The organism is Streptomyces sp. NBC_00094, from assembly GCF_026343125.1.
Lineage (GTDB): Bacteria > Actinomycetota > Actinomycetes > Streptomycetales > Streptomycetaceae > Streptomyces.
This window is the reverse complement of the sequence record NZ_JAPEMB010000001.1, coordinates 5,530,832-5,554,139: the sequence shown is the minus strand read 5'-3', so window position 1 is coordinate 5,554,139 and position 23,308 is coordinate 5,530,832. Positions and strand designations below refer to the sequence as shown.

Genomic DNA, 23,308 nt, shown 5'->3' with positions numbered 1-23,308 from the left:
ACCGACGCGCAGAACAGGGTTCAGACACCGGGCCGCCGCCGGTCTGACCGCCCTGATCCTGCCGCTGGCCGCCATGGTCGGCCTCGCCACACCCGCGGAAGCCGCCACCTCCGCCACGGCGACCTACACCAAGACGTCCGACTGGGGCACCGGTTTCGGCGCCAACTGGACCGTCAAGAACACCGGCACCACCACCATCAGCTCCTGGACCGTCGAGTGGGACTACCCCGCCGGCACCGCCGTCACCTCCGCCTGGGACGCCACCGTCACCAGCTCCGGCACCCACTGGACCGCCAAGAACGTCGGCTGGAACGGAACCCTCGCCCCCGGCGCCTCCGTCTCCTTCGGCTACAACGGCTCCGGACCGGGCGCGCCCACCGGCTGTAAGATCAACGGCGCCGCCTGTGACGGCACCTCCCAGCCGGGCGACACCCCGCCCACCGCCCCCGGCACCCCGGTCGCCTCGAACATCACCGACACCTCGGTGAAGCTCACCTGGACCGCGGCCACCGACGACAAGGGCATCAAGAACTACGACGTCCTGCGGGACGGCACCAAGGTCACCACGGTCACCGGCCTCACCTACACCGACCAGGGCCTGACCGCCGGCACCGACTACAGCTACACGGTCGTCGCCCGCGACACCATCGACCAGACCGGCCCCGCCGCCGGCCCCGTCCCCGTCCGCACCACCGGCGGAGACGGCACCCCGCCGCCCAACGTCGTGAAGATGGGCTACTTCACCAACTGGGGCGTCTACGGGCGCAACTACCACGTGAAGAACATCGTGACCTCGGGCTCCGCGTCCAAGATCACCCACATCAACTACGCCTTCGGCAACGTCACGGGCGGCAAGTGCACCATCGGTGACGCCTACGCCGACTACGACAAGGCCTACACCGCCGACCAGTCCGTCGACGGCGTCGCCGACACCTGGGACCAGCCGCTGCGCGGCAACTTCAACCAGCTCCGCAAGCTGAAGAAGGCCTACCCGAACATCAAGATCCTCTGGTCCTTCGGCGGCTGGACCTGGTCCGGCGGCTTCGGCCAGGCCGTGCAGAACCCGACCGCCTTCGCCCAGTCCTGCTACGACCTGGTCGAGGACCCGCGCTGGGCCGACGTCTTCGACGGCATCGACCTGGACTGGGAGTACCCGAACGCCTGCGGTCTCTCCTGCGACACCAGCGGTGCGGCCTCCTTCAAGAACATGATGCAGGCCATGCGCGCCAAGTTCGGTGCCAACAACCTGGTCACCGCGGCCGTCACGGCCGACGCCTCCGCCGGCGGCAAGATCGACGCCGCCGACTACGCGGGCGCCGCGCAGTACATGAACTGGTTCAACGTCATGACGTACGACTTCTTCGGCGCCTGGGCGGCGAAGGGCCCGACGGCCCCGCACTCCCCGCTCACCTCCTACGCCGGCATCCCGCAGGCGGGCTTCAACTCCGCCGAGGCAATCGCCAAGTTCAAGGCGAAGGGCGTCCCCGCCTCCAAGCTCCTCCTCGGCATCGGCTTCTACGGCCGCGGCTGGACCGGCGTCACCCAGTCCGCCCCGGGCGGCACGGCGACGGGCCCGGCGGCGGGCACGTACGAGCAGGGCATCGAGGACTACAAGGTCCTCAAGAACTCCTGCCCCGCCAACGGCACCGTCGCGGGCACGGCGTACGCCCACTGCGGCACCAACTGGTGGAGCTACGACACTCCGGCCACGGTCACGTCCAAGATGAGCTGGGCGAAGAACCAGGGCCTGGGTGGCGCGTTCTTCTGGGAGTTCAGCGGTGACACCGGCAACGGCGAGCTCGTCGGCGCCATCAACACCGGGCTGAACTAGCACGCGGCACGACGAAGCGGGGGCCGGCGCAGCACGCCGACCCCCGCTTCTTCACGTTCTAAGCGACATTCACCCTCTGGCCGGGAGGCGCCGCCTCCAGCCAGGCCATGAAGCCGGTCCGCGCGTCCTCGCTCATCGCGAGCTCCAGGCGGACCCCGTCATACGTACAGGCCTGGATCACCGCGTCGGAGAGCAGCGCGAGCTCCTCTTCGCCCTCCGGCATCCGGCGCTCCTGGGCCACGATCACCGAACGCTCCAGGACACGGCGCGGGCGGGGCGCGTACGAGAAGACACGGAACCAGGCGATCTCGTCACCGCTGTAACGGGCGACGCCGTACACCCAGCCCTTGCCGGTCGGATCCGGCTCGTCGGGAATGTCCCAGCGCAGGGAACAGTCGAAGGTGCCGCCGGCGCGCTGGATCAGCCTCCGGCGCAAGCCGAAGACGAAGAGCCCGATCACCACCAGTGCGACGACCAGGCCGCACACGAGCAGAGCGAGGAACATCTTCACCGACCTCCTCGCTGCGTCCCGTAGCCGGCACAGCCGGCCGAACCGAATACAACCTGCATCTGCATCGCCTCAGCCGCGGCACGGTCTGGATAATTCCAGCCGTGCCGCGGCTGAGGGCACTACTACTCGGCGCGGACCGTCAGCGGACCGCTACCGCGCGCAGCCGGACATCGGCGCGCCGCTCGGCGGCGGCGTCGGAATCCGACTTCGCACGCTCCAGCGCGCGCTCGGCGCGCTGGGCGTCGATCTCGTCCGCCAGCTCGCAGATCTCCGCGAGCAGAGACAGCTTGTCGTCGGCGAAGGAGATGAATCCGCCGTGGACGGCGGCGACGACAGTCGCGCCCTCGCTGGTACGGATGGTCACCGGGCCCGACTCCAGCACACCGAGCAGCGGCTGGTGGCCGGGCATGACGCCGATGTCGCCGGAGGTGGTACGCGCGATGACCAGGGTGGCCTCGCCGGACCAGACACTCCGGTCCGCGGCGACCAGCTCGACGTGCAGCTCAGCAGCCAAGGGTGGCTCCTCGGGTCACCACCCGGCGGTCGTGCCGGGTGTTGGGGTCAATTCTAATGGGCGTGGCGAGGGGGGCAGGACGGATCCCGCCCCCCTCAGGCAGCACGGGGCTCAGGAGACGCCGAGTTCCTTGGCGTTGTTCTTGAGGTCCTCGATGCCACCACACATGAAGAAGGCCTGCTCGGGGAAGTGGTCGTACTCACCGTCGCAGATCGCGTTGAACGCGGCGATCGACTCGTCGAGCGGAACGTCCGAACCGTCCACACCGGTGAACTGCTTCGCCGCGTGGGTGTTCTGGGACAGGAATCGCTCGACACGGCGGGCGCGGTGGACAACGAGCTTGTCCTCCTCGCTCAGCTCGTCGATACCGAGAATCGCGATGATGTCCTGGAGGTCCTTGTACTTCTGCAGGATTCCCTTGACGCGCGTGGCGGCGTCGTAGTGGTCCTGCGCGATGTAGCGCGGGTCCAGGATCCGGGACGTGGAGTCCAGCGGGTCCACGGCCGGGTAGATGCCCTTCTCGGAGATCGGACGGGAGAGAACCGTCGTCGCGTCGAGGTGGGCGAAGGTGGTGGCCGGAGCCGGGTCGGTCAGGTCGTCCGCGGGGACGTAGATCGCCTGCATCGAGGTGATCGAGTGACCACGGGTCGAGGTGATGCGCTCCTGGAGGAGACCCATCTCGTCGGCCAGGTTCGGCTGGTAACCCACGGCGGAGGGCATACGGCCGAGCAGGGTCGACACCTCGGAACCGGCCTGGGTGAAGCGGAAGATGTTGTCGATGAAGAACAGCACGTCCTGCTTCTGCACATCGCGGAAGTACTCCGCCATGGTCAGACCGGCGAGGGCCACGCGCAGACGGGTGCCCGGGGGCTCGTCCATCTGGCCGAAGACCAGCGCGGTCTTGTCGAGAACGCCGGCCTCCTCCATCTCGACCATGAGGTCGTTGCCCTCACGGGTGCGCTCGCCGACGCCCGCGAAGACCGAAACACCGTCGTGCAGCTTGGCCACACGGACGATCATTTCCTGGATCAGAACGGTCTTGCCGACACCGGCACCACCGAACAGACCGATCTTTCCACCCTTGACGTACGGGGTGAGAAGGTCGACGACCTTCAGGCCGGTCTCGAACATCTCGGTCTTGGACTCGAGCTGGTCGAAGGCCGGGGCCTTGCGGTGGATCGTCCAGCGCGGCGCGTCGGCCACGGTGGACTCGTCCGCGTTCAGCACCTGACCCAGCGTGTTGAACACGCGGCCCTTGGTGACGTCACCGACGGGAACGGTGATGCCCGTGCCGGTGTCGGTCACCGGGGCCTGGCGGACCAGGCCGTCGGTGGGCTGCATGGAGATGGCGCGGACGACGCCGTCACCGAGGTGCTGGGCGACCTCGAGGGTCAGCGTCTTGGTCGCGCCCTCCTCGGTCGGGTCCATGACCTCGACGTGCAGCGCGTTGTAGATCGCCGGCATCGCGTCGACGGGGAACTCCACGTCGACGACCGGGCCGATGACCCGGGCGACGCGGCCCGTGGCGGCGGCCGTCTCAACAGTGGTCGTCATTACTTGTCACTCCCCGCGGTCGCGTCGGCCAGGGCTGCGGTGCCACCGACGATCTCGCTGATTTCCTGGGTGATTTCGGCCTGGCGGGCCGCGTTGGCAAGTCGGGAGAGGTTGTTGATCAAGTCTCCCGCGTTATCGGTCGCCGACTTCATCGCGCGGCGCGTGGCGGCGTGCTTGGAGGCAGCCGACTGGAGCAGCGCGTTGTAGATACGGCTCTCGACGTACCGGGGCAGCAGGGCGTCGAGGACGTCCTCCGCCGACGGCTCGAAGTCGTACAGCGGGCGGAGGGTGTCCGACTCGCCGGCCTCCTTCGCCACCTCGTCGAGGCTGAGGGGCAGCAGCCGGGCCTCGACCGCGGTCTGCGTCATCATCGAGACGAACTCGGTGTAGACGATGTGGAGCTCGTCCACGCCGCCTTCCGCCGTGTCCTTCTCGATCGCCTCGATCAGCGGTGCCGCGATCGTCTTGGCGTCGCCGTACGACGGCTGGTCCGTGAACCCGGTCCACGTTCCGGCCAGCTTCCGCTCACGGAAGTTGTAGTGCGCGATGCCACGACGGCCGACGACGTAGACGGTGACCTCGCGGCCCTCGCCCTCCAGCTTCGCCGTCAGCTTCTCCGCCGCCTTGATGGCGTTGGAGTTGAAGGCGCCGGCCAGACCGCGGTCGCTCGAGAGGAGCAGGACCGCGGCACGGATCGGGTTCTCCGCCTCGGTGGTCAGCGGGTGCCTGTCATTGGCACCCGTGGCCACCGCCGTGACCGCGCGGGTCAGCTCGGTCGCGTACGGAGTCGACGCCTGCACCTTGCGCTGCGCCTTGACGACACGCGAGGCGGCGATCATCTCCATCGCCTTGGTGATCTTCTTCGTCGCGGTGACGGATTTGATGCGACGCTTGTAGACCCGGAGCTGCGCTCCCATGAGTCAGGTCCCTTCCGTCGTCACTTCGAGACGTTGACGGCGGCAGGAGCGTCCTCGCCCAGCAGCTTGCCGTCAGAGGTCTCGAACTGCGTCTTGAACTGCGCGATGGCGTCACCGACGGACTGCAGGGTGTCGTCCGACATCTTGCCGCCCTCACGGATGGAGGTCATGAGACCCGAGTGGTTCTGGCGCAGGTACGCCAGGAGCTCGGCCTCGAAGCGACGGATGTCGGCGACCGGGACGTCGTCCATCTTGCCGGTGGTGCCGGCCCAGACGGAGACGACCTGGTTCTCGGTGGGCATCGGCTGGTACTGAGCCTGCTTGAGCAGCTCGACCATGCGCTGTCCACGCTCCAGCTGCGCCTTGGAGGCCGCGTCCAGGTCCGAACCGAAGGCGGCGAACGCCTCCAGCTCACGGAACTGGGCGAGGTCCACACGGAGGCGACCGGAGATCTGCTTCATCGCCTTGTGCTGGGCGGAGCCACCGACACGCGAGACCGAGATACCGACGTTCAGGGCCGGGCGCTGGCCGGCGTTGAACAGGTCGGACTCCAGGAAGCACTGGCCGTCGGTGATGGAGATGACGTTGGTCGGGATGAACGCCGACACGTCGTTCGCCTTGGTCTCGACGATCGGAAGACCGGTCATCGAACCGGCACCGAGCTCGTCCGAGAGCTTCGCGCAGCGCTCGAGCAGACGCGAGTGCAGGTAGAAGACGTCACCCGGGTAGGCCTCACGGCCCGGCGGGCGGCGCAGCAGCAGCGACACGGCGCGGTAGGCGTCGGCCTGCTTCGACAGGTCATCGAAGACGATCAGGACGTGCTTGCCCTGGTACATCCAGTGCTGACCGATGGCGGAACCGGTGTACGGCGCCAGGTACTTGAAGCCGGCCGGGTCGGACGCCGGGGCGGCGACGATCGTCGTGTACTCGAGCGCGCCGGCCTCTTCCAGGGCGCCGCGAACGGACGCGATGGTCGAGCCCTTCTGGCCGACGGCGACGTAGATGCAGCGAACCTGCTTGTTCACGTCGCCCGAGCGCCAGTTGTCGCGCTGGTTGATGATCGTGTCGACACACAGCGCGGTCTTGCCGGTCTGACGGTCGCCGATGATCAGCTGACGCTGGCCGCGGCCGACCGGCGTCATGGCGTCGACGGCCTTGTAGCCGGTCTCCATCGGCTCGTGCACCGACTTACGGGCCATAACGCCCGGGGCCTGCAGCTCGAGGGCGCGGCGGCCCTCGGTCGCGATCTCGCCGAGACCGTCGATCGGGTTGCCGAGCGGGTCGACGACGCGACCCAGGTATCCCTCACCGACGCCGACGGAGAGGACCTCGCCGGTGCGCTGCACCGACTGCCCCTCCTCGATGCCGCTGAACTCGCCGAGGACGATCGCACCGATCTCGCGCTCTTCGAGGTTCAGCGCGAGACCGAGGGTCCCGTCCTCGAACTTCAGCAGCTCGTTCGCCATGGCCGAGGGAAGACCCTCGACCTTCGCGATACCGTCACCGGCCAGGCTGACCGTGCCGACCTCCTCGCGCGAGGCCGCGTCCGGCTGGTACGACTGGACAAAGTTCTCCAGTGCGTCCCGGATCTCCTCCGGCCGGATCGTGAGCTCCGCCATCTGGGTTCCCTGCTCTCCTTGTTGGGCCCGAAGTTTCTTAAGGGGTCTGGGGGCCGACCCCCAGGAATCTTCTGCAATCTCTGCACGGCCCAACCGGGCCGCTGGTGATGCTGTGATGCTTGTTGCTGTGTGGCTGGTGCTGTCAGCCGGCCAGTCGACGGGTCGCCTCGTCGAGACGCTCCGCGATCGACCCGTTGATGACCTCGTCGCCGACCTGCACCGTGATCCCGCCGAGGACCGCCGGGTCCACGTCCAGGTTCAGGTGCATCTCCCGGCCGTACAGCTTGGCCAGAACAGCACCGAGGCGCTGCTTCTGCTGGTCGGACAGCGGCACCGCCGAGGTGACGACGGCGACCATCCGGTTCCGGCGCGCCGCGGCGAGCTTGGAGAGGGACTCGAGTCCCGCTTCCAGGCTACGTCCCCGGGGCTGGGTCACCAGACGGACGACCAGACGCTCGGTGGTCGCGTGGGCCTTGCCGCCGAGCAGGCTGCGGAGCAGCTCACCCTTGGCGGTGGCCGTGGCGGCCTTGTCCGTCAGCGCCGAGCGGAGCTCGGGGTTGGAGGACACGATCCGGCCGAACCGGAACAGCTCGTCTTCGACGTCGTCGAGCGCGCCCGCCTTCTGCGCCGCGGTGAGGTCGGCGATGTTCGCCAGCTCCTCGGCCACGTCGACCAGGTCGCGCGAACGCGACCAGCGGTTGCGCACCATGCCCGAGACCAGGTCGACGGTCTCGCCGCCCACCTGACCGCTCAGGAGTCGCTGCGCGAGCTCGGCCTTGGCCTCACCCGACTGCGAGGGGTCGGTCAGGACCCGGCGCAGCGACACCTCGCGGTTGAGCAGAACGGTGACGGCGGCCAGCTCGTCCGAGAGCTTCGTCGCGTCGACCGAGGTGTTGTCGGTCAGCGCGTCGAGGGACTCGCGGGCGGCGGACAGTGCCTCGCGGCTCGCTCCGTTCATCGGACGGCCTCGGCCTTCTCCTCGAGCTCTTCGAGGAATCGGTCGATCGTCCGGCTCTGGCGGGCGGCGTCCTCAAGGGACTCGCCGACCAGCTTGCCGGCCAGGTCGGTGGCGAGCTTGCCCACGTCCTGACGCAGCGAGGCGGACGCGGACTTGCGGTCGGCCTCGATCTGCGTGTGGCCGGCCGCGATGATCTCCTCGCGCTGGCGCTGGCCTTCCGCCTTCATCTCCTGGATGATCGCGGTGCCCTGCTCCGTCGCCTCCTGGCGAAGACGCGCGGCCTCGTGGCGGGCCTCGGCGAGCTGGGCCTTGTACTGCTCCAGCACGCTCTGAGCCTCGATCTGGGCCGACTCGGCCTTCTCGATGCCACCCTCGATGGCCTCGCGACGCTGCTCCAGAACCTTGTTGATGTTCGGGAGGAGCTTCTTGGCGAGGAAGCCGAAGACGATGACGAAGGCGATCAGGCCGATGACGAGCTCGTCGAGATGCGGGATCAGAGGAGGCTGGGGCTCCTCCGCCTGCGCAAGAAGAAGCGCGTTCACATCAGTGCCTTCCGTAAAAGAATCGGGCAGTCGGTCCGGCTTACTGGTAGACGAAGCCCATGACGATGCCGATGAGGGCGAGCGCCTCACAGAAGGCGAAGCCCATGATCTGGTTGGTACGGATCAGGCCGGCCGCCTCAGGCTGACGGGCGAGGGCCTGGGTGCCGTTACCGAAGATGATGCCGACGCCGACGCCGGGGCCGATCGCGGCGAGGCCGTAACCGATCGAGGCGACGTTGCCGACGACGTTGGTCTTGGCGCTGCCACCTTCGGCGGCAAGGTTGATCATGTCGAGAGCAGCGGACATGCCGTTACTTCCTTCTCTTTCAATGACCCGGTGGGGGTTGGCCACCGGACGACTGATGGATTCGGGGTGGAGCTACGGGCCGGGACGGCTCAGTGGTGCTCGGAGAGCGCGCCCTGGATGTAGCTGCAGGCCAGGAGCACGAAGACGTACGCCTGGACGGCCTGGATGAAGAGCTCGAAGGCGGTCATCACGAGGACCATCACGAACGAGGCACCGGCGTAGACGAAGCCCAGGCCGTTCATGAGGTACCAGGTGGCCAGCGAGAACATCACGATCAGCAGGTGACCGGCGAACATGTTCGCGAACAGTCGCACCGCGTGCGTGAAGGGCCGGATCAAGAGGTTCGAGAAGAACTCGAGGACGACGACCATCGGGAGGATGGCACCGAGGGACTTGTCGTAGCCGACGATGTTCTTCCAGCCGCCCACGAAGCCGTGCTTCTTGAAGGTGAGCGAGATCCACATGACGTACACGATCAGCGCGAGACCGGCCGGGAAGGCGATCAGCGAGGTGACCGGGAACTGGGCGAGCGGAATGATCGACCAGAGGTTCATGATCCAGACGAAGAAGAACAACGACACCATGAAGGGGACGTACTTCTCGCCGTCCTTCTTGCCGATGATCTCGTAGACGATGCCGCGGCGCACGAAGTCGTAACCGGCCTCGCCGACCATCTGCATCTTGCCGGGGATCAGCTTGGGCTTGTTGAAGGCGGCCCAGAAGAACCCGACGACCACGATCGAGCCCAGGATGGCGAGCAGCATCGGCTTGGTGAAGTCGAAGCCACCCACGGAGAACAGGGGCTCGTACATGAACGTGTGCAGGCCCGGCGCCGGGAAGCCGCATCCACTGAAGATGTGGCAATCCGGGTCGAAGGCAAGCGTCTGGTCAGCACTCACCGCGGGCTCCTTCAGCGTGGCGCATAGGTACGGCAACCTCGTTGTGTCGGCGCGGCACGCAGCCGCGGGTCGGCACTGGACTGGTCTTACGGATAAGGGGGCGGCGGTTCGGCATCGAGCCTCGCGCTGGGACAGGCGTCTCGGATGCCCGCGCCCGCAGTGCCGCAGTTGGCACCGGACGATAGCAGGAAGCCGAACGTGGCTTTATCCCGGCCCTACCCTTCACGACTTCGACCCCGTGTTTCCGGGGTCGATGTACGTGATCTTGGCCTTCATGTAGGCCCGGGCCTGTGCGGCGACCCACACCACGGTCGTCGCGAGCAGCGTGAAGGCGAAGGCCTTGAAGTCGAACAGCGTGGTGTTCTTGAGCAAGGCCAGGAAGATGAAGAGCACCAGCAACTGGGCCGTGTAGAGCATGAGCCCCATGGCCTGGAAGAGGTGCGGCAGCGACTTCGCCGTCCGCTGCAGAACAACCTGCCCGATACCCATGAAGAGAAGGACGACCAGGGTGCCGACGACGGCGCCGATCGCGCCCTTCCCACCGGCGACCACTCCGCTGACGACCGTGGCGATAACGCCGACGACAGCGGTGGGAACGGCGGTGTGCAGAAGGATGCGTGCGTCGTTGGACGGCATGGCGGTGTCTCCGCTTGCTGGAGGGGGCGATGGTGTCGTCAAGGACGAGCGTAAGCCCGGTCCGAGGTGGGTCTCGGGGCCAACGGACCGTCGCACTACGGTCTTTCGGCACTGTCGCCGGGTCTCGTGAACGGTATCACAAACTATTTGAATAGGTCTTTACCCGTTAGGTGTGCCAACTGTCACACATGAGGGCTAGTCCGCGCGTGTGTGCGCGACAGAAGGGCGCCTTGTCTGCTAATGACCGCGGTTGCGGCTTTCGTCAACTCGGCGTTCCGGCCTTCCGTCGATCGGTGAAGCGCCCTCGGTTGCCGATGGCGGTGGCCCCGTGGAGCCCCGCGGGCACCGGAACCCGCTCCTCCGCGTCGACGGCGTCCTCGTCACGCCTCTCCACGTCCTCCTCCACGGCCGTCTCCGGCATCGTGGCGGCCGGCTTGCGACGCCGGTAGCGCGGCGGCACGACGGCCTCCGCCCAGCGCGGGGCACGCGGCGTAAACCGCGGCAGCAGGAGCAGCACCAGACCGATCGCGCTCAGCACGGTGATGCCGAGGACGATCCACATCGAGGCCGAGTGGACCGAGTACGCCAGCGTCCCGAAGGCGATCAGCGCCGACCAGAAGTACATGATCAGCACCGCGCGGCTGTGCGAGTGCCCGATCTCCAGGAGCCGGTGGTGGAGGTGCCCGCGGTCGGCCGCGAACGGCGACTGGCCCTTCCACGTACGGCGCACGATCGCGAGGACCAGGTCCGCCATCGGGATCGCGATGATCGTCAGCGGCAGCACCAGCGGGATGAAGACGGGCAGGGCGGCGTGCGTGGCCTGTCGGGTCGAGCCCTCGAAGATCTTCAGCGCGTCCGGGTCGACCTGACCGGTGATCGAGATGGCCGAGGCGGCCAGGATCAGACCGATCAGCATCGAGCCCGAGTCACCCATGAAGATCCGCGCCGGATGCATGTTGTGCGGCAGGAAGCCCAGGCACATGCCCATGAGGATGGCGGTGAAGAGCGTCGCGGGGGCGGCGGCCTCGATCGTGTAGCCGTACCAGAGCCGGTAGGCGTACAGGAAGAAGGCCGCGGCGGCGATGCAGACCATGCCGGCGGCGAGGCCGTCGAGACCGTCGACGAAGTTGACGGCGTTGATGGTGACGACGACGAGGGCGACCGTGAGGAGCGTGCCCTGCCCGGGGGTCAGGGAGACCACGCCGACGCCGGGGATCGGCAGCCACAGGATCGTCAGACCCTGCGCGACCATCACGCCCGCCGAGATCATCTGCGCGCCCAGCTTGATGAGCGCGTCCAGCTCGAACTTGTCGTCGAGGACGCCGATCAGCCAGATCAGCGCGGCGCCGGAGAGCAGCGCGCGCGGTTCGTTGGACAGTTCGAAGACGCTGCTCAGGTTCTGCAGGTGGTCGGCGACGAGCAGTCCGGCGCACAGCCCGAAGAACATGGCGATGCCACCGAGCCGCGGTGTCGGTTCTCGGTGTACGTCTCGGGCACGGATCTCCGGCATCGCCCCGGTCGCGATGGCGAACTTCCGCACCGGACCGGTGAGCAGATAGGTCACCGCGGCCGTGACACAGAGCGTCAGCAGGTAATCACGCACGGGCTGCCCCACAGGAATCGCTGGCCATCTCAGCCCCACACCCTAGCCGTGCCGTCCATGTGCTTGGAGACACGCGGGCCCCCCGAACGGTTGCGCTCGGGTCCTACTCAGCGTCCATACGGGGGAAATCGGCCGGTCAGGGCACGTACTTCCGCTCGTACACGAGCCGTTTCCGCGGGGTCGTCACGGAGTGCGGAGGAGAACAGCGCGGCGATCCTCGCCATCTCCGGGGCACCCATGCCCTGGGTGGTGACGGCTGCCGTGCCGAGCCGGATGCCGCGCCCCTCCCCTGCCGTGACGTACGCGGCTCCGCCGTGGGGCAGGGCGCAGGTGTCGAGCACGATGCCGGCGGCGGCGAGCCGGGCGCGGGCCGTGCGGCCGTCGACGCCGAGGGGCGCGGGGTCGGCGGTGATGAGGTGGGTGTCGGTCCCGCCGGTGATGAGCGCGAAGCCCTCGGCGGCGAGGGCGGCGGCGAGGACCTGCGCGTGTTCCACCACCTGATGGGCGTACGTGGCGTACGCCGGGGTGGACGCCTCGCCGAAGGCCACCGCCTTCGCCGCGATCGTGTGCATCTGGGCGCCGCCCTGGGTGAACGGGAACACCGCCCGGTCGATCCGGCCCGCGAGCTCGGCGCCGCACAGGATCATCCCGCCGCGCGGACCGCGCAGGACCTTGTGGGTGGTCGCGCAGACGACGTCGGCGTACGGGACGGGGTTGGGGGCCGCTCCCCCGGCGACCAGACCGATGGGGTGGGCCGCGTCGGCGATCAGGTAGGCGCCCACCTCGTCGGCGATCTCGCGGAAGATCCGGTAGTCGAGGTGGCGGGGGTAGGAGATGGAGCCGCAGACGATCGCCTTCGGGCGGTGGTGCCGGGCGAGGGCGGCGACCTGCTCGTAGTCGACGAGGCCGGTCTCGGCGTCGACGCCGTACGGGACGAAGTCGAACCAGCGGCCCGAGAAGTTGGCGGGCGAACCGTGGGTGAGGTGGCCGCCGTGCTCCAAGCCCATGGCCAGGACCGTGTCACCGGGCCTCAGGAGGGCCGCGTAGGCCGCCAGGACGGCCGCGGAGCCCGAGTGCGCCTGGACGTTCGCGTGGTCGGCTCCGAAGAGCGCGGTGGCCCGTTCCACGGCGATCCGCTCGGCGGCGTCGGCGTACTCGCAGCCGCCGTGGTGGCGGGCGCCGGGGTAGCCCTCGGCGTACTTGTTGGCGAGCGGGGAGCCGAGTGCGGCGAGGACGGCGGCCGAGGTGAAGTTCTCGGCCGCGATCAGCTGCAGGCTGTCGCTCTGCCGGCGCATCTCGCCGAGCAGCACGTCGGCGATCTCCGGGTCCTGCCGGCGCAGGACGTCGAGATCCTCATCGGGGGGCGCGGTGACCGGCATGGCACCAATGTAGGCACGCACTCCCGACGGCGCGCGTCGACGGCGCCTTCCGCCGCGCACCTCGCACCGCTCGGCCCCGAAGGGCCTCCCGGGCGTCGGGCCTGGCGAGGGCGCGCGGGCCGACGCGCGTCAGTCTCGGGACGAGACGCCCGTCAGCGCCGTCACCACCGGGTCCAGCGCCTGGTTGATCTCGTCGCCGATCGAACGGAAGAAGGTGATCGGAGCGCCGTACGGGTCGTTGACCTCGTCCGCGTCCACCGAGGGGGCGAGGAGCCACCCGCGTAGAGCCGCGGCGGCACGGACCAGGGCGCGGGCGCGTTCGACCATGCCCTCGTCGCGCGGGTCCGGGAGCGTGGCGGGGTCGATCGCGCGGACCAGGCGGGTGAACTCCTTCAGGGTGAAGGTGCGCAGGCCCGCCGAGTGGCCCATCGAGATGACCTGGGCGCGGTGGTCGCGGGTCGCCGTGAGGACCAGGTCCGCGCGGATGACGTGCTCGTCGAGGAGCTCGCGGCCCACGAAGCCGCTGTAGTCCGCGCCGAAGTCGGCGAGGACCAGTTCGGCGTTGGCCTCCATGGGGGCGCCCTCGTGGCCCCAGGTGCCCGCGCTCTCCACGATCAGGCCGCCGCCGAGAGGGTCGCCGAGGCGGTCGCACAGGGCGTGGCGGGTCAGCCGCTCGGTGATCGGCGAGCGGCAGACGTTGCCGGTGCTGACGTGGAGGATGCGGAAGGTGCTGCTGTCGTCGAACCCCGCTATGCCACGCCCCTCAGGGGCGGTCAATGTGCCACCTCGAGGTCGGGTACGACCTTCCGGAGCTCCTCCGGGGACAGCGCGCCCTCGCGCAGCAGCACCGGCACCTTGCCCGTGACGTCGACGATGGAGGACGGGACGATGCCGGGCGTGGGCCCGCCGTCGAGGTAGACGGAGACGGAGTCCCCCAGCATCTGCTGGGCCGCGTCACAGTCCTCCGGCGACGGGTGGCCGGTCAGGTTGGCCGAGGACACGGCCATGGGACCGACCTCGGTGAGGAGCTCGATCGCGACCGGGTGCAGCGGCATGCGGATGGCGACGGTCCCGCGGGTGTCGCCCAGGTCCCACTGGAGGGAGGGCTGGTGCCGGGCGACGAGGGTCAGCGCGCCGGGCCAGAAGGCGTCGACGAGCTCCCAGGCGTGCTCGGAGAAGTCCGTGACCAGGCCGTGGAGGGTGTTCGGGGAGCCGATGAGCACGGGCGTGGGCATGTTGCGGCCCCGGCCCTTGGCGGCCAGGAGGTCCGCGACGGCCTCGCTGCTGAAGGCGTCCGCCCCGATCCCGTACACGGTGTCGGTGGGCAGCACGACCAGCTCGCCCCGGCGGACGGCGGACGCGGCCTCGCGCAGACCGGTCAGACGATCGGTGGCCTCGTTGCAGTCGTATCGCCGTGCCATCAGTTCCCGGCCTCCTCGTACGCGTGGTTCGTCATGGCATTGCCTTGCGGGCGGTCGCGAAGCGCGGCCGGTTGTTCAGGTCCGGGTGGTCGGCGGCGTCGGCCCAGCCGGCCTCTTCGTTGAAGATCCACGGCACCTGCCCGCCCTGGGTGTCCGCGTGCTCGATGACGACGAGGCCGCCGGGGCGCAGCAGACGGTGAGCGGTGCGCTCGATGCCGCGGATGGTGTCGAGGCCGTCCTCGCCGGAGAAGAGGGCCATCTCCGGGTCGTGGTCACGGGCCTCGGGCGCCACGTACTCCCACTCGGTGAGCGGGATGTACGGCGGGTTGGAGATGACCAGGTCGACCTGGCCGTCCAGCTCCGGCAGGGCGGTCAGCGCGTTGCCCTGGTGGACGGTGACGCGGGAGCCCTCGGCGTTCTTCCTGGTCCACACGAGGGCGTTGTCGGAGAGCTCCACGGCGTGCACGCGCGAGCGCGGCACCTCCTGCGCCATGGCGAGGGCGATGGCGCCGGAGCCGGTGCAGAGGTCGACGATGAGCGGTTCGACGACGTCCATCGCGCGTACGGCGTCTATGGCCCAGCCGACGACCGACTCGGTCTCCGGGCGGGGCACGAAGACGCCGGGGCCCACCTGGAGCTCCAGGTAGCGGAAGAACGCCCGTCCGGTGATGTGCTGGAGCGGTTCGCGGGCCTCGCGGCGGGCGATCGTCTCCCAGTAGCGGGCGTCGAAGTCCGCGTCCTTGACGTTGTGCAGCTCCCCCCGCTTGACGCCGTGCACGAACGCGGCGAGCTCCTCCGCGTCGAAACGCGGTGAGGGAACGCCGGCGTCGGCCAGCCGCTGGGTGGCCTGGGCCACCTCGGCAAGCAGCAGGTTCACGCTGGTCCTCCGTGGTGCGGGGTGGGGCTTACGGAACTTCGACCGACCGGTCTCACGCCGCGGCGTCAGACCGACCCGTCTTACGCCGCGGCGAGCTTGGCGGCCGAGTCGGCGTCGACGCACGCCTGGATCATGGCGTCCAGATCGCCGTCGAGCACCTGGTCCAAGTTGTACGCCTTGAAACCGACGCGGTGGTCCGAGATGCGGTTCTCCGGGAAGTTGTACGTCCGGATCTTCTCGGACCGGTCGACCGTGCGGACCTGGCTGCGACGGGCGTCGGCGGCCTTGGACTCGGCCTCCTCCTGCGCGGCGGCGAGCAGCCGGGAGCGCAGGATACGCATGGCCTGCTCCTTGTTCTGGAGCTGGCTCTTCTCGTTCTGGCAGGAGGCGACGATGCCGGTCGGCAGGTGGGTGATGCGGACGGCGGAGTCGGTGGTGTTGACCGACTGGCCGCCGGGGCCCGACGAGCGGTAGACGTCGATGCGCAGGTCGTTGGCGACGATCTCGACCTCGACCTCCTCGGCCTCGGGCGTGACGAGCACGCCGGCGGCGGAGGTGTGGATGCGGCCCTGCGACTCGGTGGCGGGCACGCGCTGCACGCGGTGGACGCCGCCCTCGTACTTGAGGCGCGCCCAGACGCCCTGGCCGGGCTCGGTGGCGCCGTTGCCGCCCTTGGTCTTCACCGCGACCTGGACGTCCTTGTAGCCGCCCAGCTCGGACTCGGTGGCGTCGATGATCTCGGTCTTCCAGCCGACGCGCTCGGCGTACCGGAGGTACATGCGGAGCAGGTCGCCCGCGAAGAGGGCGGACTCGTCACCGCCGGCGCCCGCCTTGATCTCCAGGATGACGTCCTTGTCGTCGCTGGGGTCGCGCGGGACGAGCAGGAGCCGGAGCTTGTCGGTGAGCTCCTCCCGCTGCTTGTCCAGCAGCTTGAGCTCGGCGGCGAAGTCGGGGTCGTCGTGCGCGAACTCACGGGCGGTCTCGATGTCGTCACCGGTCTGCTTCCAGGAGCGGTAGGTGGCGACGATCGGGGTCAGCTCGGCGTAGCGCTTGTTCAGCTTGCGCGCGTTCGCCTGATCGGCGTGGACCGAAGGGTCCGCGAGCTTCGTCTCGAGATCGGCGTGTTCGCCGACCAGTTCCTCGACCGCCTCGAACATCGGGGGCTCCTGGGGTTTTCGTCAGTTGCTACGGGGACGGCAAAGCGCCGGTCCCGGCCACCCGCGCGGGGCGACCGTGGACCGGCGCAGGGGCTCGCTACTTCGCGGCGGAGCCGGCCTTGCCGAAGCGGGCCTCGAAGCGGGCCACGCGGCCGCCGGTGTCGAGGATCTTCTGCTTGCCCGTGTAGAACGGGTGGCACTCGGAGCAGACCTCGGCACGGATGGTGCCCTCGGTCAGGGTGCTACGAGTGGTGAACGACGCGCCACAGGTGCAGCTGACCTGGGTCTCGACGTACTCGGGGTGAATTTCGCGCTTCAAGGTGTCTCCTAGTTTCGGGAGGGCGCCGGGTCGCCGCCGCGGATTGCGACAGACGTGAACCGGGGCCGACGTACCAGTCTGCCAGGACTGGCCGCATCTGCCCAAACCGGGGTCGGGCCGAAAGTATTCCTGAGCGACTCGCGGGGCGGACCCGGCCGGGACCGCCTCCCACGGGGGGCTATTTCACGACACCCTCGGCCTTGCCGGTGGCGGCGTCCAGCGTGGCCGACGCGGGGATCGGGGCGTCCGCCTTGAGGGCCGTCCAGACCTGCTGGGACTGGGCCTCCAGCGGGATGACGCGGTTGGGGTCGGCGGGGTCGTACTCGACCGGCAGCGTGATCATGTGGGCGTTCTGCGGGCTGATGCCGGAGAGGCCCTGGGCGAAGCCCATCAGCTCCTGGACGGAGTCGAGTTCGGAGTCCGGGGTGATGGCCTTGGTGGCCGCGTCGGCGAGGTCGAGGAGCTTCGTCGGGTTGGTGAGGACGCCGATGTCCTTGACCTGGTCGATGAAGGCCTTCATGAAGGCCTGCTGGAGCTGGATGCGGCCGAGGTCGCTGCCGTCGCCGACGCTCTTGCGCGTGCGGACCAGGCCGAGGGACTGCTCGCCGTCGAGGGTGTGGGTGCCCGGGGCGAGGTCGAGGTGACTCTTGGTGTCCTTGATGGCCTGGGTGGTGGTGATCTCCACGCCGCCGAGTTCGTCGATGAGCTTCTTGAAGCCGGTGAAGTCGACCTCGATGTAGTGGTCCATGCGGATGCCGGACATCGCCTCGACGGTCTTGACGGCGCAGGCCGGGCCGCCGACCTCGTACGCGGTGTTGAACATGGCCCGCGTCTCGCCGGCGACAGAGGTGCCCTTGCCGTCGGCGCACTGCGGGCGGTCGACGAGGGTGTCGCGCGGTATGGAGACGACGCTTGCCTTCTTGTGGCCCTCGTAGACGTGGACGACCATCGCGGTGTCGGAGCGGGCGCCGCCCTCGTCCTCGCCGTACTCGGCGTTGTCGCCGGAGCGGGAGTCGGAGCCGAGGACCAGGATGTCCATGGAGCCGTTGTCGACGTCGTCGGGGCGCTCGGCGCCGAGCTGCGCGTTGATGTCGACGCCCTTGATGTTGCCGTCGAGCTTGACGTACACGTACCCCAGACCGGCCCCGCCCAGGACGAGCACCGCCACGGCCCCCGACAGGAGGATCGTCAGGCGGCGGCTGCGCTTGGTGGGCGGCTTGCGGCGGCGGCCGCGTCCCGCGCCGCTTATTCGGCCGCTGTTGTTCTGCTCGGTCATCGTCATCCCTCGGGCCCTCGGTTCACCATGTGTGACGGCGAAGCACCCAAAAGGGTTGCATACGGACCTGTGAGGTTTCGGTGAGCAACACACTGCGCCCACCGTGCGAGCACGGTGGGCGCAGTGGTTTCCGCAGGTCACGACCAGGTTACGAGACCGAAGCCTCACCCTCGTCGTGTGACCGTCGCATGACGGAGGTCACACGTCAGTCGTCGTTCTTGCCGCCAGGCGTCGTCTTCTGGATCTGCAGCAGGAACTCACCGTTCGACTTCGTCTGCTTCATCTTGTCGAGAAGCAGCTCGATCGCCTGCTGCTGGTCGAGCGCGTGCAGCACGCGACGCAGCTTCCAGGTGACGGCGAGCTCGTCGGCGCCGAGCAGGATCTCTTCCTTACGGGTGCCGGACGCGTCGACGTCCACCGCCGGGAAGATGCGCTTGTCGGCGAGCTTCCGGTCGAGCTTGAGCTCCATGTTGCCGGTGCCCTTGAACTCCTCGAAGATCACCTCGTCCATGCGCGAACCGGTGTCGACGAGCGCCGTGGCGAGGATGGTCAGCGAGCCGCCGTCCTCGATGTTGCGCGCGGCACCGAAGAAGCGCTTCGGCGGGTAGAGCGCGGTCGAGTCGACACCACCGGACAGGATGCGGCCGGAGGCCGGCGCCGCGAGGTTGTACGCGCGGCCCAGGCGGGTGATCGAGTCGAGCAGGACGACCACGTCGTGACCCAGCTCCACGAGACGCTTGGCGCGCTCGATGGCCAGCTCGGCGACGGTGGTGTGGTCCTCGGCCGGACGGTCGAAGGTCGAGGAGATGACCTCGCCCTTGACCGACCGCTGCATGTCGGTGACCTCTTCCGGACGCTCGTCGACCAGGACGACCATCAGGTGGCACTCGGGGTTGTTGTGCGTGATCGCGTTGGCGATCGCCTGCATGATCATGGTCTTGCCGGTCTTCGGCGGGGCCACGATCAGACCGCGCTGGCCCTTGCCGATCGGCGACACGAGGTCGATGATCCGCGTGGTCAGCACGCCCGGGTCGGTCTCCAGACGGAGCCGGTCCTGCGGGTAGAGCGGGGTCAGCTTGTTGAACTCCGGGCGGCCGCGGCCGGAGTCGGCGGCCATGCCGTTGGCGGAGTCGAGGCGGACCAGCGCGTTGAACTTCTCGCGGCGCTCGCCGTCCTTCGGCTGGCGCACGGCGCCGGTGACGTGGTCACCCTTGCGCAGGCCGTTCTTGCGGACCTGGGCGAGGGAGACGTACACGTCGTTCGGACCGGGCAGGTAGCCGGAGGTCCGGATGAACGCGTAGTTGTCGAGGATGTCCAGGATGCCCGCGACGGGGATCAGGACGTCGTCGTCGGAGACCTGCGGCTCGCCGGCCTGGAAGTCGTCACGGCCACGACGGCCACGACGGTCGCGGTAGCGACCGCGACGGCCACGACGGCCACCCGCCTCGTCGTCGTAGTCGTCCTGCGGACCGACCTGCGGGCCGCCCTGCTGGCTCTGGCTCTGGCCCTGGCTCTGGCTCTGACCCTGGCTCTGCTGACCCTGGCCCTGGCCCTGGCCGCCCTGGCGCTGACGCTGGCCGCCCTGGCCACCGCCCTGCTGCTCGTCGCCCTTGGCGCGGTCGCGCTGACGGTCACGGCGGTCACGGCGGTCGCCGCGCTCCCCGCGCTCGCCCCGCTCGCCGCGGTCACGGCGGCCGCGGCCCTCGGCGCCGTCGACGGCCGCCTCGGCCTTGGCGTCGGTCTGCGTGTCGGTCTTGGCCTCGGTACGGGCCTCGGTCTTGACGACCTGGGCGGCCTCGGCCTTGACCTCGCCCTCCGGCGAACCGGCGGGGGCGGTGGCACGACGGCGACGGCGCTCACCGGCCGGCTGGTCGTCACTGGCGGGCTGGCCCGGGATGTCGATCTGCTGCTGGGCGACGGCCTTCTCGGCCTTCTCGACCTTGGGCGCGGCGGCCTCGGCAGCGGTCTCGCCCGTACGGGCCTTGGAGGTGGCGCGGCGCTTCGGCTTGGTCTCGGCGGCGTCGGCGGCCTTGGCGGGGGCGGCGGATCCACCGCCGGCCTGCGCCTCCTTGATGACCTCGATCAGCTGGCTCTTGCGCATCCGCGCAGTGCCCCTGATGCCGAGGCCGGACGCGACCTGCTGCAGCTCGGCCAGGACCATGCCGTCGAGGCCGGTGCCGGAGCGGCGGCGCCGTGCGGTGCCGCCGGTGGCAGCACCTGCGGCGGGCGCGGCGGTGTCGACACTGTTGTCGGCAGTCACGCCCATCAGATCGGTGGTGTCGCTCACGAAGGGTCCTTCCCTGGAGCGGACGTCGGCCATCTGGCTCGGCGACCGGTTGTGCTGTCCGGCAGGGTCCTGGCTTGTGGACCGTGTCCGGGGCGGTGGTCCCGCCGGGTACGGCGGAGAGAGAAACGTGCTGTGGGTCCGGCCCGAGGCCCCCTGCTCGGCCCTCACAGGAAAAAGCGAGGGGTGTCGCGCCGGTTCCGGTGCGTGCTCAAAACTGCTCAGGCAGGCTGCTCAGGCAGTTGAGGAGGCTCCCGGAAGAATCGGTGGTCCCTGATGGGGACACTCAGCACCGCGCCACAAAGGCGCCAGATGCTGACTTGAGGTTAACACTACCGGCTCCAACAAACATTCCCCCTCTCCCTCACCGGCAATCTCGTGTCCGGAGCACGGTGCGGGGGCGCTGCCCGGCGCCCCCGCCGCCGCGCCCCTAGGGCGCCAGCGGCAGCACGCTCGCTCCGGACGCGTCGAGGTCGAGCCGGTTGGCGGCCCAGCCCTCGCCCGCCAGTCGGGCGACCTTGTCGGCCGTCCCGTGTTCGGCCAGCGCGAGCACCGTGGGGCCCGCGCCGGAGATGACCGCGGGGACGCCGTCCGCGCGCAGTCGGTTCACAAGGGCGATGCTCTCGGGCATCGCGGGGGCCCGGTACTCCTGGTGCAGCCGGTCCTCGGTGGCCGCGAGCAGCAGCTCGGGGCGACGGGTCAGGGCCTCGACGAGGAGGGCGGCGCGCCCGGCGTTGGCCGCGGCGTCCACGTGCGGGACGGTGCGCGGCAGCAGGCCGCGGGCGGTCTCGGTCAGTACGGGCTTTCCGGGAACGAAAACCACCGGAACGATGGAATCCGAGGGATCCATCCTGATCGCCCGCGCGGCACCGGACTCGGTCCACGCGAGGGTGAAGCCGCCGAGCAGACAGGCGGCGACGTTGTCGGGGTGCCCCTCGATCTCGGTGGCGAGTTCGAGCAGGGCCGCGTCGTCGAGCTTCGCGTCCCCGCCTATGGTCACGGCGCGGGCGGCGACGATGCCGGCGCAGATGGCGGCGGAGGAGGAGCCGAGGCCGCGGCCGTGCGGGATGCGGTTGGCGCAGACGACCTCGAGGCCGCGCGGCTGTCCGCCGAGCAGGTCGAAGGCCGTGCGCAGGGAACGTACGAGCAGGTGGCTCTCGTCGCGCGGGAGGGTCTCCGCCCCTTCGCCGGCGATGTCGACGTGCAGCCCCGAGTCGGCTACGCGGACGACGACGTCGTCGTAGAGGCCCAGCGACAGGCCGAAGGCATCGAAGCCCGGGCCGAGATTGGCGCTGGTGGCGGGGACGCGCACCCGTACGGCGGCGGCGCGGAACGCTGGACCGGCCATCGCTCGATGACTCTCCTTGATTGCGACAACGGGTGGTTCACACAACAGGTATGGCTTGGGAGGTACTCGGGGACCCGGGGGCCGTTTCGGCCACGAAGGCGACAACGGCAACGACACCGCGCATATGCGTCGGGGCGGGTTCGGTACAGCCTATCGAAGGAAGGTTCTGTGGCGACATAGGGCGCACAGGAGGCGCACGATGCGTGTCGCGAGCCAACCTGTGCGCCTATGTACGTTCCTGATCGGGTTTCGATCAGTGCTTCACCCCGCGCAGGGGGTGGGATCAGGCCAGACCGAGACGCTCGGCGGCGGCCGCGGCGTCGACCGGGACGGTGACCGGCTGCGGCGCGCCGGCGACGGCCCAGTCGGGGTCCTTCAGGCCGTTGCCCGTGACGGTGCAGACGATCGTCTGGCCCGGGTCGACCTTGCCCTGCTCGGCGGCCTTCAGCAGACCGGCGACCGAGGCGGCCGATGCGGGCTCGACGAAGACACCCTCCTGCGCGGCCAACAGGCGGTAGGCGCGCAGGATCTCACGGTCCGTCACCTCGTCGATGAAGCCGCCCGACTCGTCGCGCGCGGCGATCGCGTAGTCCCACGAGGCCGGGTTGCCGATACGGATCGCGGTGGCGATCGTCGACGGGTCCTTGACGACCTCGCCGCGCACGAGCGGCGCCGAACCGGAGGCCTGGAAGCCCCACATGCGCGGCCGGTGCGTGGACATGGCGTCGGCGGCGTACTCGGAGTACCCCTTCCAGTACGCCGTGATGTTGCCGGCGTTGCCCACGGGCAGCACGTGGATGTCGGGGGCGTCGCCCAGCATGTCCACGATCTCGAACGCGGCGGTCTTCTGGCCCTCGATGCGGACCGGGTTGACCGAATTGACCAGCGCCACCGGGTAGTTCTCGGAGAGGCTGCGGGCCAGCGTCAGGCAGTCGTCGAAGTTGCCGTCGACCTGGAGGATCTTCGCGCCGTGCACGAGGGCCTGGCCCATCTTGCCGAGCGCGATCTTGCCCTGGGGCACGAGGACGGCCGACACCATGCCGGCCCGTACCGCGTACGCCGCGGCCGAGGCGGAGGTGTTGCCGGTGGACGCGCAGATGACGGCCTGCGCGCCCTCCTCCTTGGCCTTGGAGATGGCCATGGTCATGCCCCGGTCCTTGAAGGAGCCGGTGGGGTTGGCGCCCTCGACCTTGAGGTGCACCTCGCAGCCCGTGCGCTCGGAGAGGACCTGAGCGGGGACGAGCGGCGTACCGCCCTCACGGAGCGTGACGACCGGCGTCGTGTCCGTGACCGGAAGGCGGTCCCGGTACTCCTCGATGATGCCGCGCCACTGGTGGGTGCCCTTGCTGGTCATGG

The 23,308-nt window shown here is 69.3% G+C and carries 22 protein-coding genes; 1 reads left to right on the top strand and 21 read right to left on the bottom strand.

Annotated elements, in window-relative coordinates; all coding sequences use genetic code 11:
* Positions 1 to 73 precede the first annotated feature (73 nt).
* Positions 74 to 1,831 (top strand): glycoside hydrolase family 18 chitinase, encoded by a 1,758-nt coding sequence (locus OG580_RS24825; protein ID WP_267048113.1) that lies wholly within the window; start codon positions 74 to 76, stop codon positions 1,829 to 1,831.
* 58 nt (positions 1,832 to 1,889) lie between these two features.
* Here the strand turns inward: OG580_RS24825 and OG580_RS24820 are convergent, their stop codons facing one another.
* The 21 genes from OG580_RS24820 to thrC form a co-directional block, all read right to left on the bottom strand.
* Entirely contained in the window at positions 1,890 to 2,336 is a 447-nt protein-coding gene (locus OG580_RS24820; RefSeq protein ID WP_267045872.1) for a DUF2550 domain-containing protein, read from the bottom strand.
* Between the two features lie 145 nt (positions 2,337 to 2,481).
* Complete coding sequence (locus OG580_RS24815) at positions 2,482 to 2,856, bottom strand: F0F1 ATP synthase subunit epsilon (RefSeq protein WP_024761909.1); 375 nt, start codon at positions 2,854 to 2,856, stop codon at positions 2,482 to 2,484.
* Between the two features lie 111 nt (positions 2,857 to 2,967).
* Positions 2,968 to 4,410 (bottom strand): F0F1 ATP synthase subunit beta, encoded by a 1,443-nt coding sequence (gene atpD, locus OG580_RS24810; RefSeq protein WP_267045871.1) that lies wholly within the window; start codon positions 4,408 to 4,410, stop codon positions 2,968 to 2,970.
* Positions 4,410 to 5,327 (bottom strand): F0F1 ATP synthase subunit gamma, encoded by a 918-nt coding sequence (locus tag OG580_RS24805; protein WP_267045870.1) that lies wholly within the window; start codon positions 5,325 to 5,327, stop codon positions 4,410 to 4,412. The genes atpD and OG580_RS24805 overlap by 1 nt, the downstream gene beginning before the upstream one ends.
* A gap of 20 nt (positions 5,328 to 5,347) precedes the next feature.
* Positions 5,348 to 6,946: a F0F1 ATP synthase subunit alpha gene (gene atpA / locus OG580_RS24800; RefSeq protein WP_267045869.1), complete on the bottom strand. Its 1,599-nt coding sequence runs from the start codon at positions 6,944 to 6,946 to the stop codon at positions 5,348 to 5,350.
* Positions 6,947 to 7,088: 142 nt separating this feature from the next.
* Positions 7,089 to 7,904 carry a F0F1 ATP synthase subunit delta gene (locus OG580_RS24795; protein ID WP_267045868.1) on the bottom strand — a complete coding sequence of 272 codons (816 nt, stop codon included), beginning with the start codon at positions 7,902 to 7,904 and terminating at the stop codon, positions 7,089 to 7,091.
* Positions 7,901 to 8,446 (bottom strand): F0F1 ATP synthase subunit B, encoded by a 546-nt coding sequence (locus tag OG580_RS24790; RefSeq protein ID WP_267045867.1) that lies wholly within the window; start codon positions 8,444 to 8,446, stop codon positions 7,901 to 7,903. The genes OG580_RS24795 and OG580_RS24790 overlap by 4 nt, the downstream gene beginning before the upstream one ends.
* A gap of 40 nt (positions 8,447 to 8,486) precedes the next feature.
* The gene (atpE, locus tag OG580_RS24785) at positions 8,487 to 8,753 is read right to left on the bottom strand and encodes an ATP synthase F0 subunit C (RefSeq protein WP_024761915.1); all 267 of its coding nucleotides are present in this window, start codon (positions 8,751 to 8,753) and stop codon (positions 8,487 to 8,489) included.
* An 89-nt stretch (positions 8,754 to 8,842) separates the two neighbouring features.
* On the bottom strand, positions 8,843 to 9,652 hold the full coding sequence (gene atpB / locus OG580_RS24780) for a F0F1 ATP synthase subunit A (RefSeq protein ID WP_267045866.1): 810 nt from the start codon (positions 9,650 to 9,652) through the stop codon (positions 8,843 to 8,845).
* Positions 9,653 to 9,874: 222 nt separating this feature from the next.
* Positions 9,875 to 10,288, bottom strand: coding sequence for a hypothetical protein (locus tag OG580_RS24775; RefSeq protein WP_267045865.1), 414 nt, complete (start codon positions 10,286 to 10,288; stop codon positions 9,875 to 9,877).
* A gap of 262 nt (positions 10,289 to 10,550) precedes the next feature.
* Positions 10,551 to 11,891, bottom strand: a complete 1,341-nt coding sequence (locus tag OG580_RS24770; protein WP_267045864.1) for an MraY family glycosyltransferase — start codon at positions 11,889 to 11,891, stop codon at positions 10,551 to 10,553.
* 107 nt (positions 11,892 to 11,998) lie between these two features.
* The gene (glyA, locus tag OG580_RS24765; RefSeq protein ID WP_267045863.1) at positions 11,999 to 13,270 is read right to left on the bottom strand and encodes a serine hydroxymethyltransferase; all 1,272 of its coding nucleotides are present in this window, start codon (positions 13,268 to 13,270) and stop codon (positions 11,999 to 12,001) included.
* Between the two features lie 129 nt (positions 13,271 to 13,399).
* On the bottom strand, positions 13,400 to 14,047 hold the full coding sequence (locus OG580_RS24760) for a protein-tyrosine-phosphatase (RefSeq protein WP_267045862.1): 648 nt from the start codon (positions 14,045 to 14,047) through the stop codon (positions 13,400 to 13,402).
* Positions 14,044 to 14,691, bottom strand: coding sequence for an L-threonylcarbamoyladenylate synthase (locus tag OG580_RS24755; RefSeq protein WP_267045861.1), 648 nt, complete (start codon positions 14,689 to 14,691; stop codon positions 14,044 to 14,046). Before OG580_RS24755 ends, OG580_RS24760 begins: the two co-directional genes overlap by 4 nt.
* Positions 14,692 to 14,722: 31 nt before the next feature.
* The gene (gene prmC / locus OG580_RS24750) at positions 14,723 to 15,568 is read right to left on the bottom strand and encodes a peptide chain release factor N(5)-glutamine methyltransferase (protein ID WP_267045860.1); all 846 of its coding nucleotides are present in this window, start codon (positions 15,566 to 15,568) and stop codon (positions 14,723 to 14,725) included.
* 80 nt (positions 15,569 to 15,648) lie between these two features.
* The gene (prfA, locus tag OG580_RS24745; RefSeq protein WP_267045859.1) at positions 15,649 to 16,725 is read right to left on the bottom strand and encodes a peptide chain release factor 1; all 1,077 of its coding nucleotides are present in this window, start codon (positions 16,723 to 16,725) and stop codon (positions 15,649 to 15,651) included.
* A 97-nt stretch (positions 16,726 to 16,822) separates the two neighbouring features.
* The gene (rpmE, locus tag OG580_RS24740) at positions 16,823 to 17,044 is read right to left on the bottom strand and encodes a 50S ribosomal protein L31 (RefSeq protein ID WP_030210647.1); all 222 of its coding nucleotides are present in this window, start codon (positions 17,042 to 17,044) and stop codon (positions 16,823 to 16,825) included.
* Positions 17,045 to 17,222: 178 nt separating this feature from the next.
* Complete coding sequence (locus OG580_RS24735; RefSeq protein ID WP_267045858.1) at positions 17,223 to 18,320, bottom strand: LCP family protein; 1,098 nt, start codon at positions 18,318 to 18,320, stop codon at positions 17,223 to 17,225.
* 205 nt (positions 18,321 to 18,525) lie between these two features.
* On the bottom strand, positions 18,526 to 20,640 hold the full coding sequence (gene rho / locus OG580_RS24730; protein WP_267045857.1) for a transcription termination factor Rho: 2,115 nt from the start codon (positions 20,638 to 20,640) through the stop codon (positions 18,526 to 18,528).
* Between the two features lie 394 nt (positions 20,641 to 21,034).
* On the bottom strand, positions 21,035 to 21,952 hold the full coding sequence (gene thrB, locus OG580_RS24725; protein ID WP_267045856.1) for a homoserine kinase: 918 nt from the start codon (positions 21,950 to 21,952) through the stop codon (positions 21,035 to 21,037).
* 283 nt (positions 21,953 to 22,235) lie between these two features.
* Positions 22,236 to 23,306, bottom strand: a complete 1,071-nt coding sequence (thrC, locus tag OG580_RS24720) for a threonine synthase (RefSeq protein WP_267045855.1) — start codon at positions 23,304 to 23,306, stop codon at positions 22,236 to 22,238.
* Positions 23,307 to 23,308: the final 2 nt, after the last annotated feature.

Bases quoted from the DNA above. Each gene is read 5' to 3' on its own strand.
- glyA (WP_267045863.1), bottom strand. From the start codon at position 13,270: ATGCCGGTCACCGCGCCCCCCGATGAGGATCTCGACGTCCTGCGCCGG.
- atpE (WP_024761915.1), bottom strand. From the start codon at position 8,753: ATGTCCGCTGCTCTCGACATGATCAACCTTGCCGCCGAAGGTGGCAGC.
- OG580_RS24755 (WP_267045861.1), bottom strand. From the start codon at position 14,691: ATGGCACGGCGATACGACTGCAACGAGGCCACCGATCGTCTGACCGGT.
- OG580_RS24735 (WP_267045858.1), bottom strand. From the start codon at position 18,320: ATGACCGAGCAGAACAACAGCGGCCGAATAAGCGGCGCGGGACGCGGC.
- OG580_RS24825 (WP_267048113.1), top strand. From the start codon at position 74: ATGGTCGGCCTCGCCACACCCGCGGAAGCCGCCACCTCCGCCACGGCG.
- atpA (WP_267045869.1), bottom strand. From the start codon at position 6,946: ATGGCGGAGCTCACGATCCGGCCGGAGGAGATCCGGGACGCACTGGAG.
- OG580_RS24795 (WP_267045868.1), bottom strand. From the start codon at position 7,904: ATGAACGGAGCGAGCCGCGAGGCACTGTCCGCCGCCCGCGAGTCCCTC.
- OG580_RS24775 (WP_267045865.1), bottom strand. From the start codon at position 10,288: ATGCCGTCCAACGACGCACGCATCCTTCTGCACACCGCCGTTCCCACC.
- OG580_RS24805 (WP_267045870.1), bottom strand. From the start codon at position 5,327: ATGGGAGCGCAGCTCCGGGTCTACAAGCGTCGCATCAAATCCGTCACC.
- thrC (WP_267045855.1), bottom strand. From the start codon at position 23,306: ATGACCAGCAAGGGCACCCACCAGTGGCGCGGCATCATCGAGGAGTAC.
- prfA (WP_267045859.1), bottom strand. From the start codon at position 16,725: ATGTTCGAGGCGGTCGAGGAACTGGTCGGCGAACACGCCGATCTCGAG.
- atpD (WP_267045871.1), bottom strand. From the start codon at position 4,410: ATGACGACCACTGTTGAGACGGCCGCCGCCACGGGCCGCGTCGCCCGG.
- OG580_RS24820 (WP_267045872.1), bottom strand. From the start codon at position 2,336: ATGTTCCTCGCTCTGCTCGTGTGCGGCCTGGTCGTCGCACTGGTGGTG.
- thrB (WP_267045856.1), bottom strand. From the start codon at position 21,952: ATGGCCGGTCCAGCGTTCCGCGCCGCCGCCGTACGGGTGCGCGTCCCC.
- rho (WP_267045857.1), bottom strand. From the start codon at position 20,640: ATGGCCGACGTCCGCTCCAGGGAAGGACCCTTCGTGAGCGACACCACC.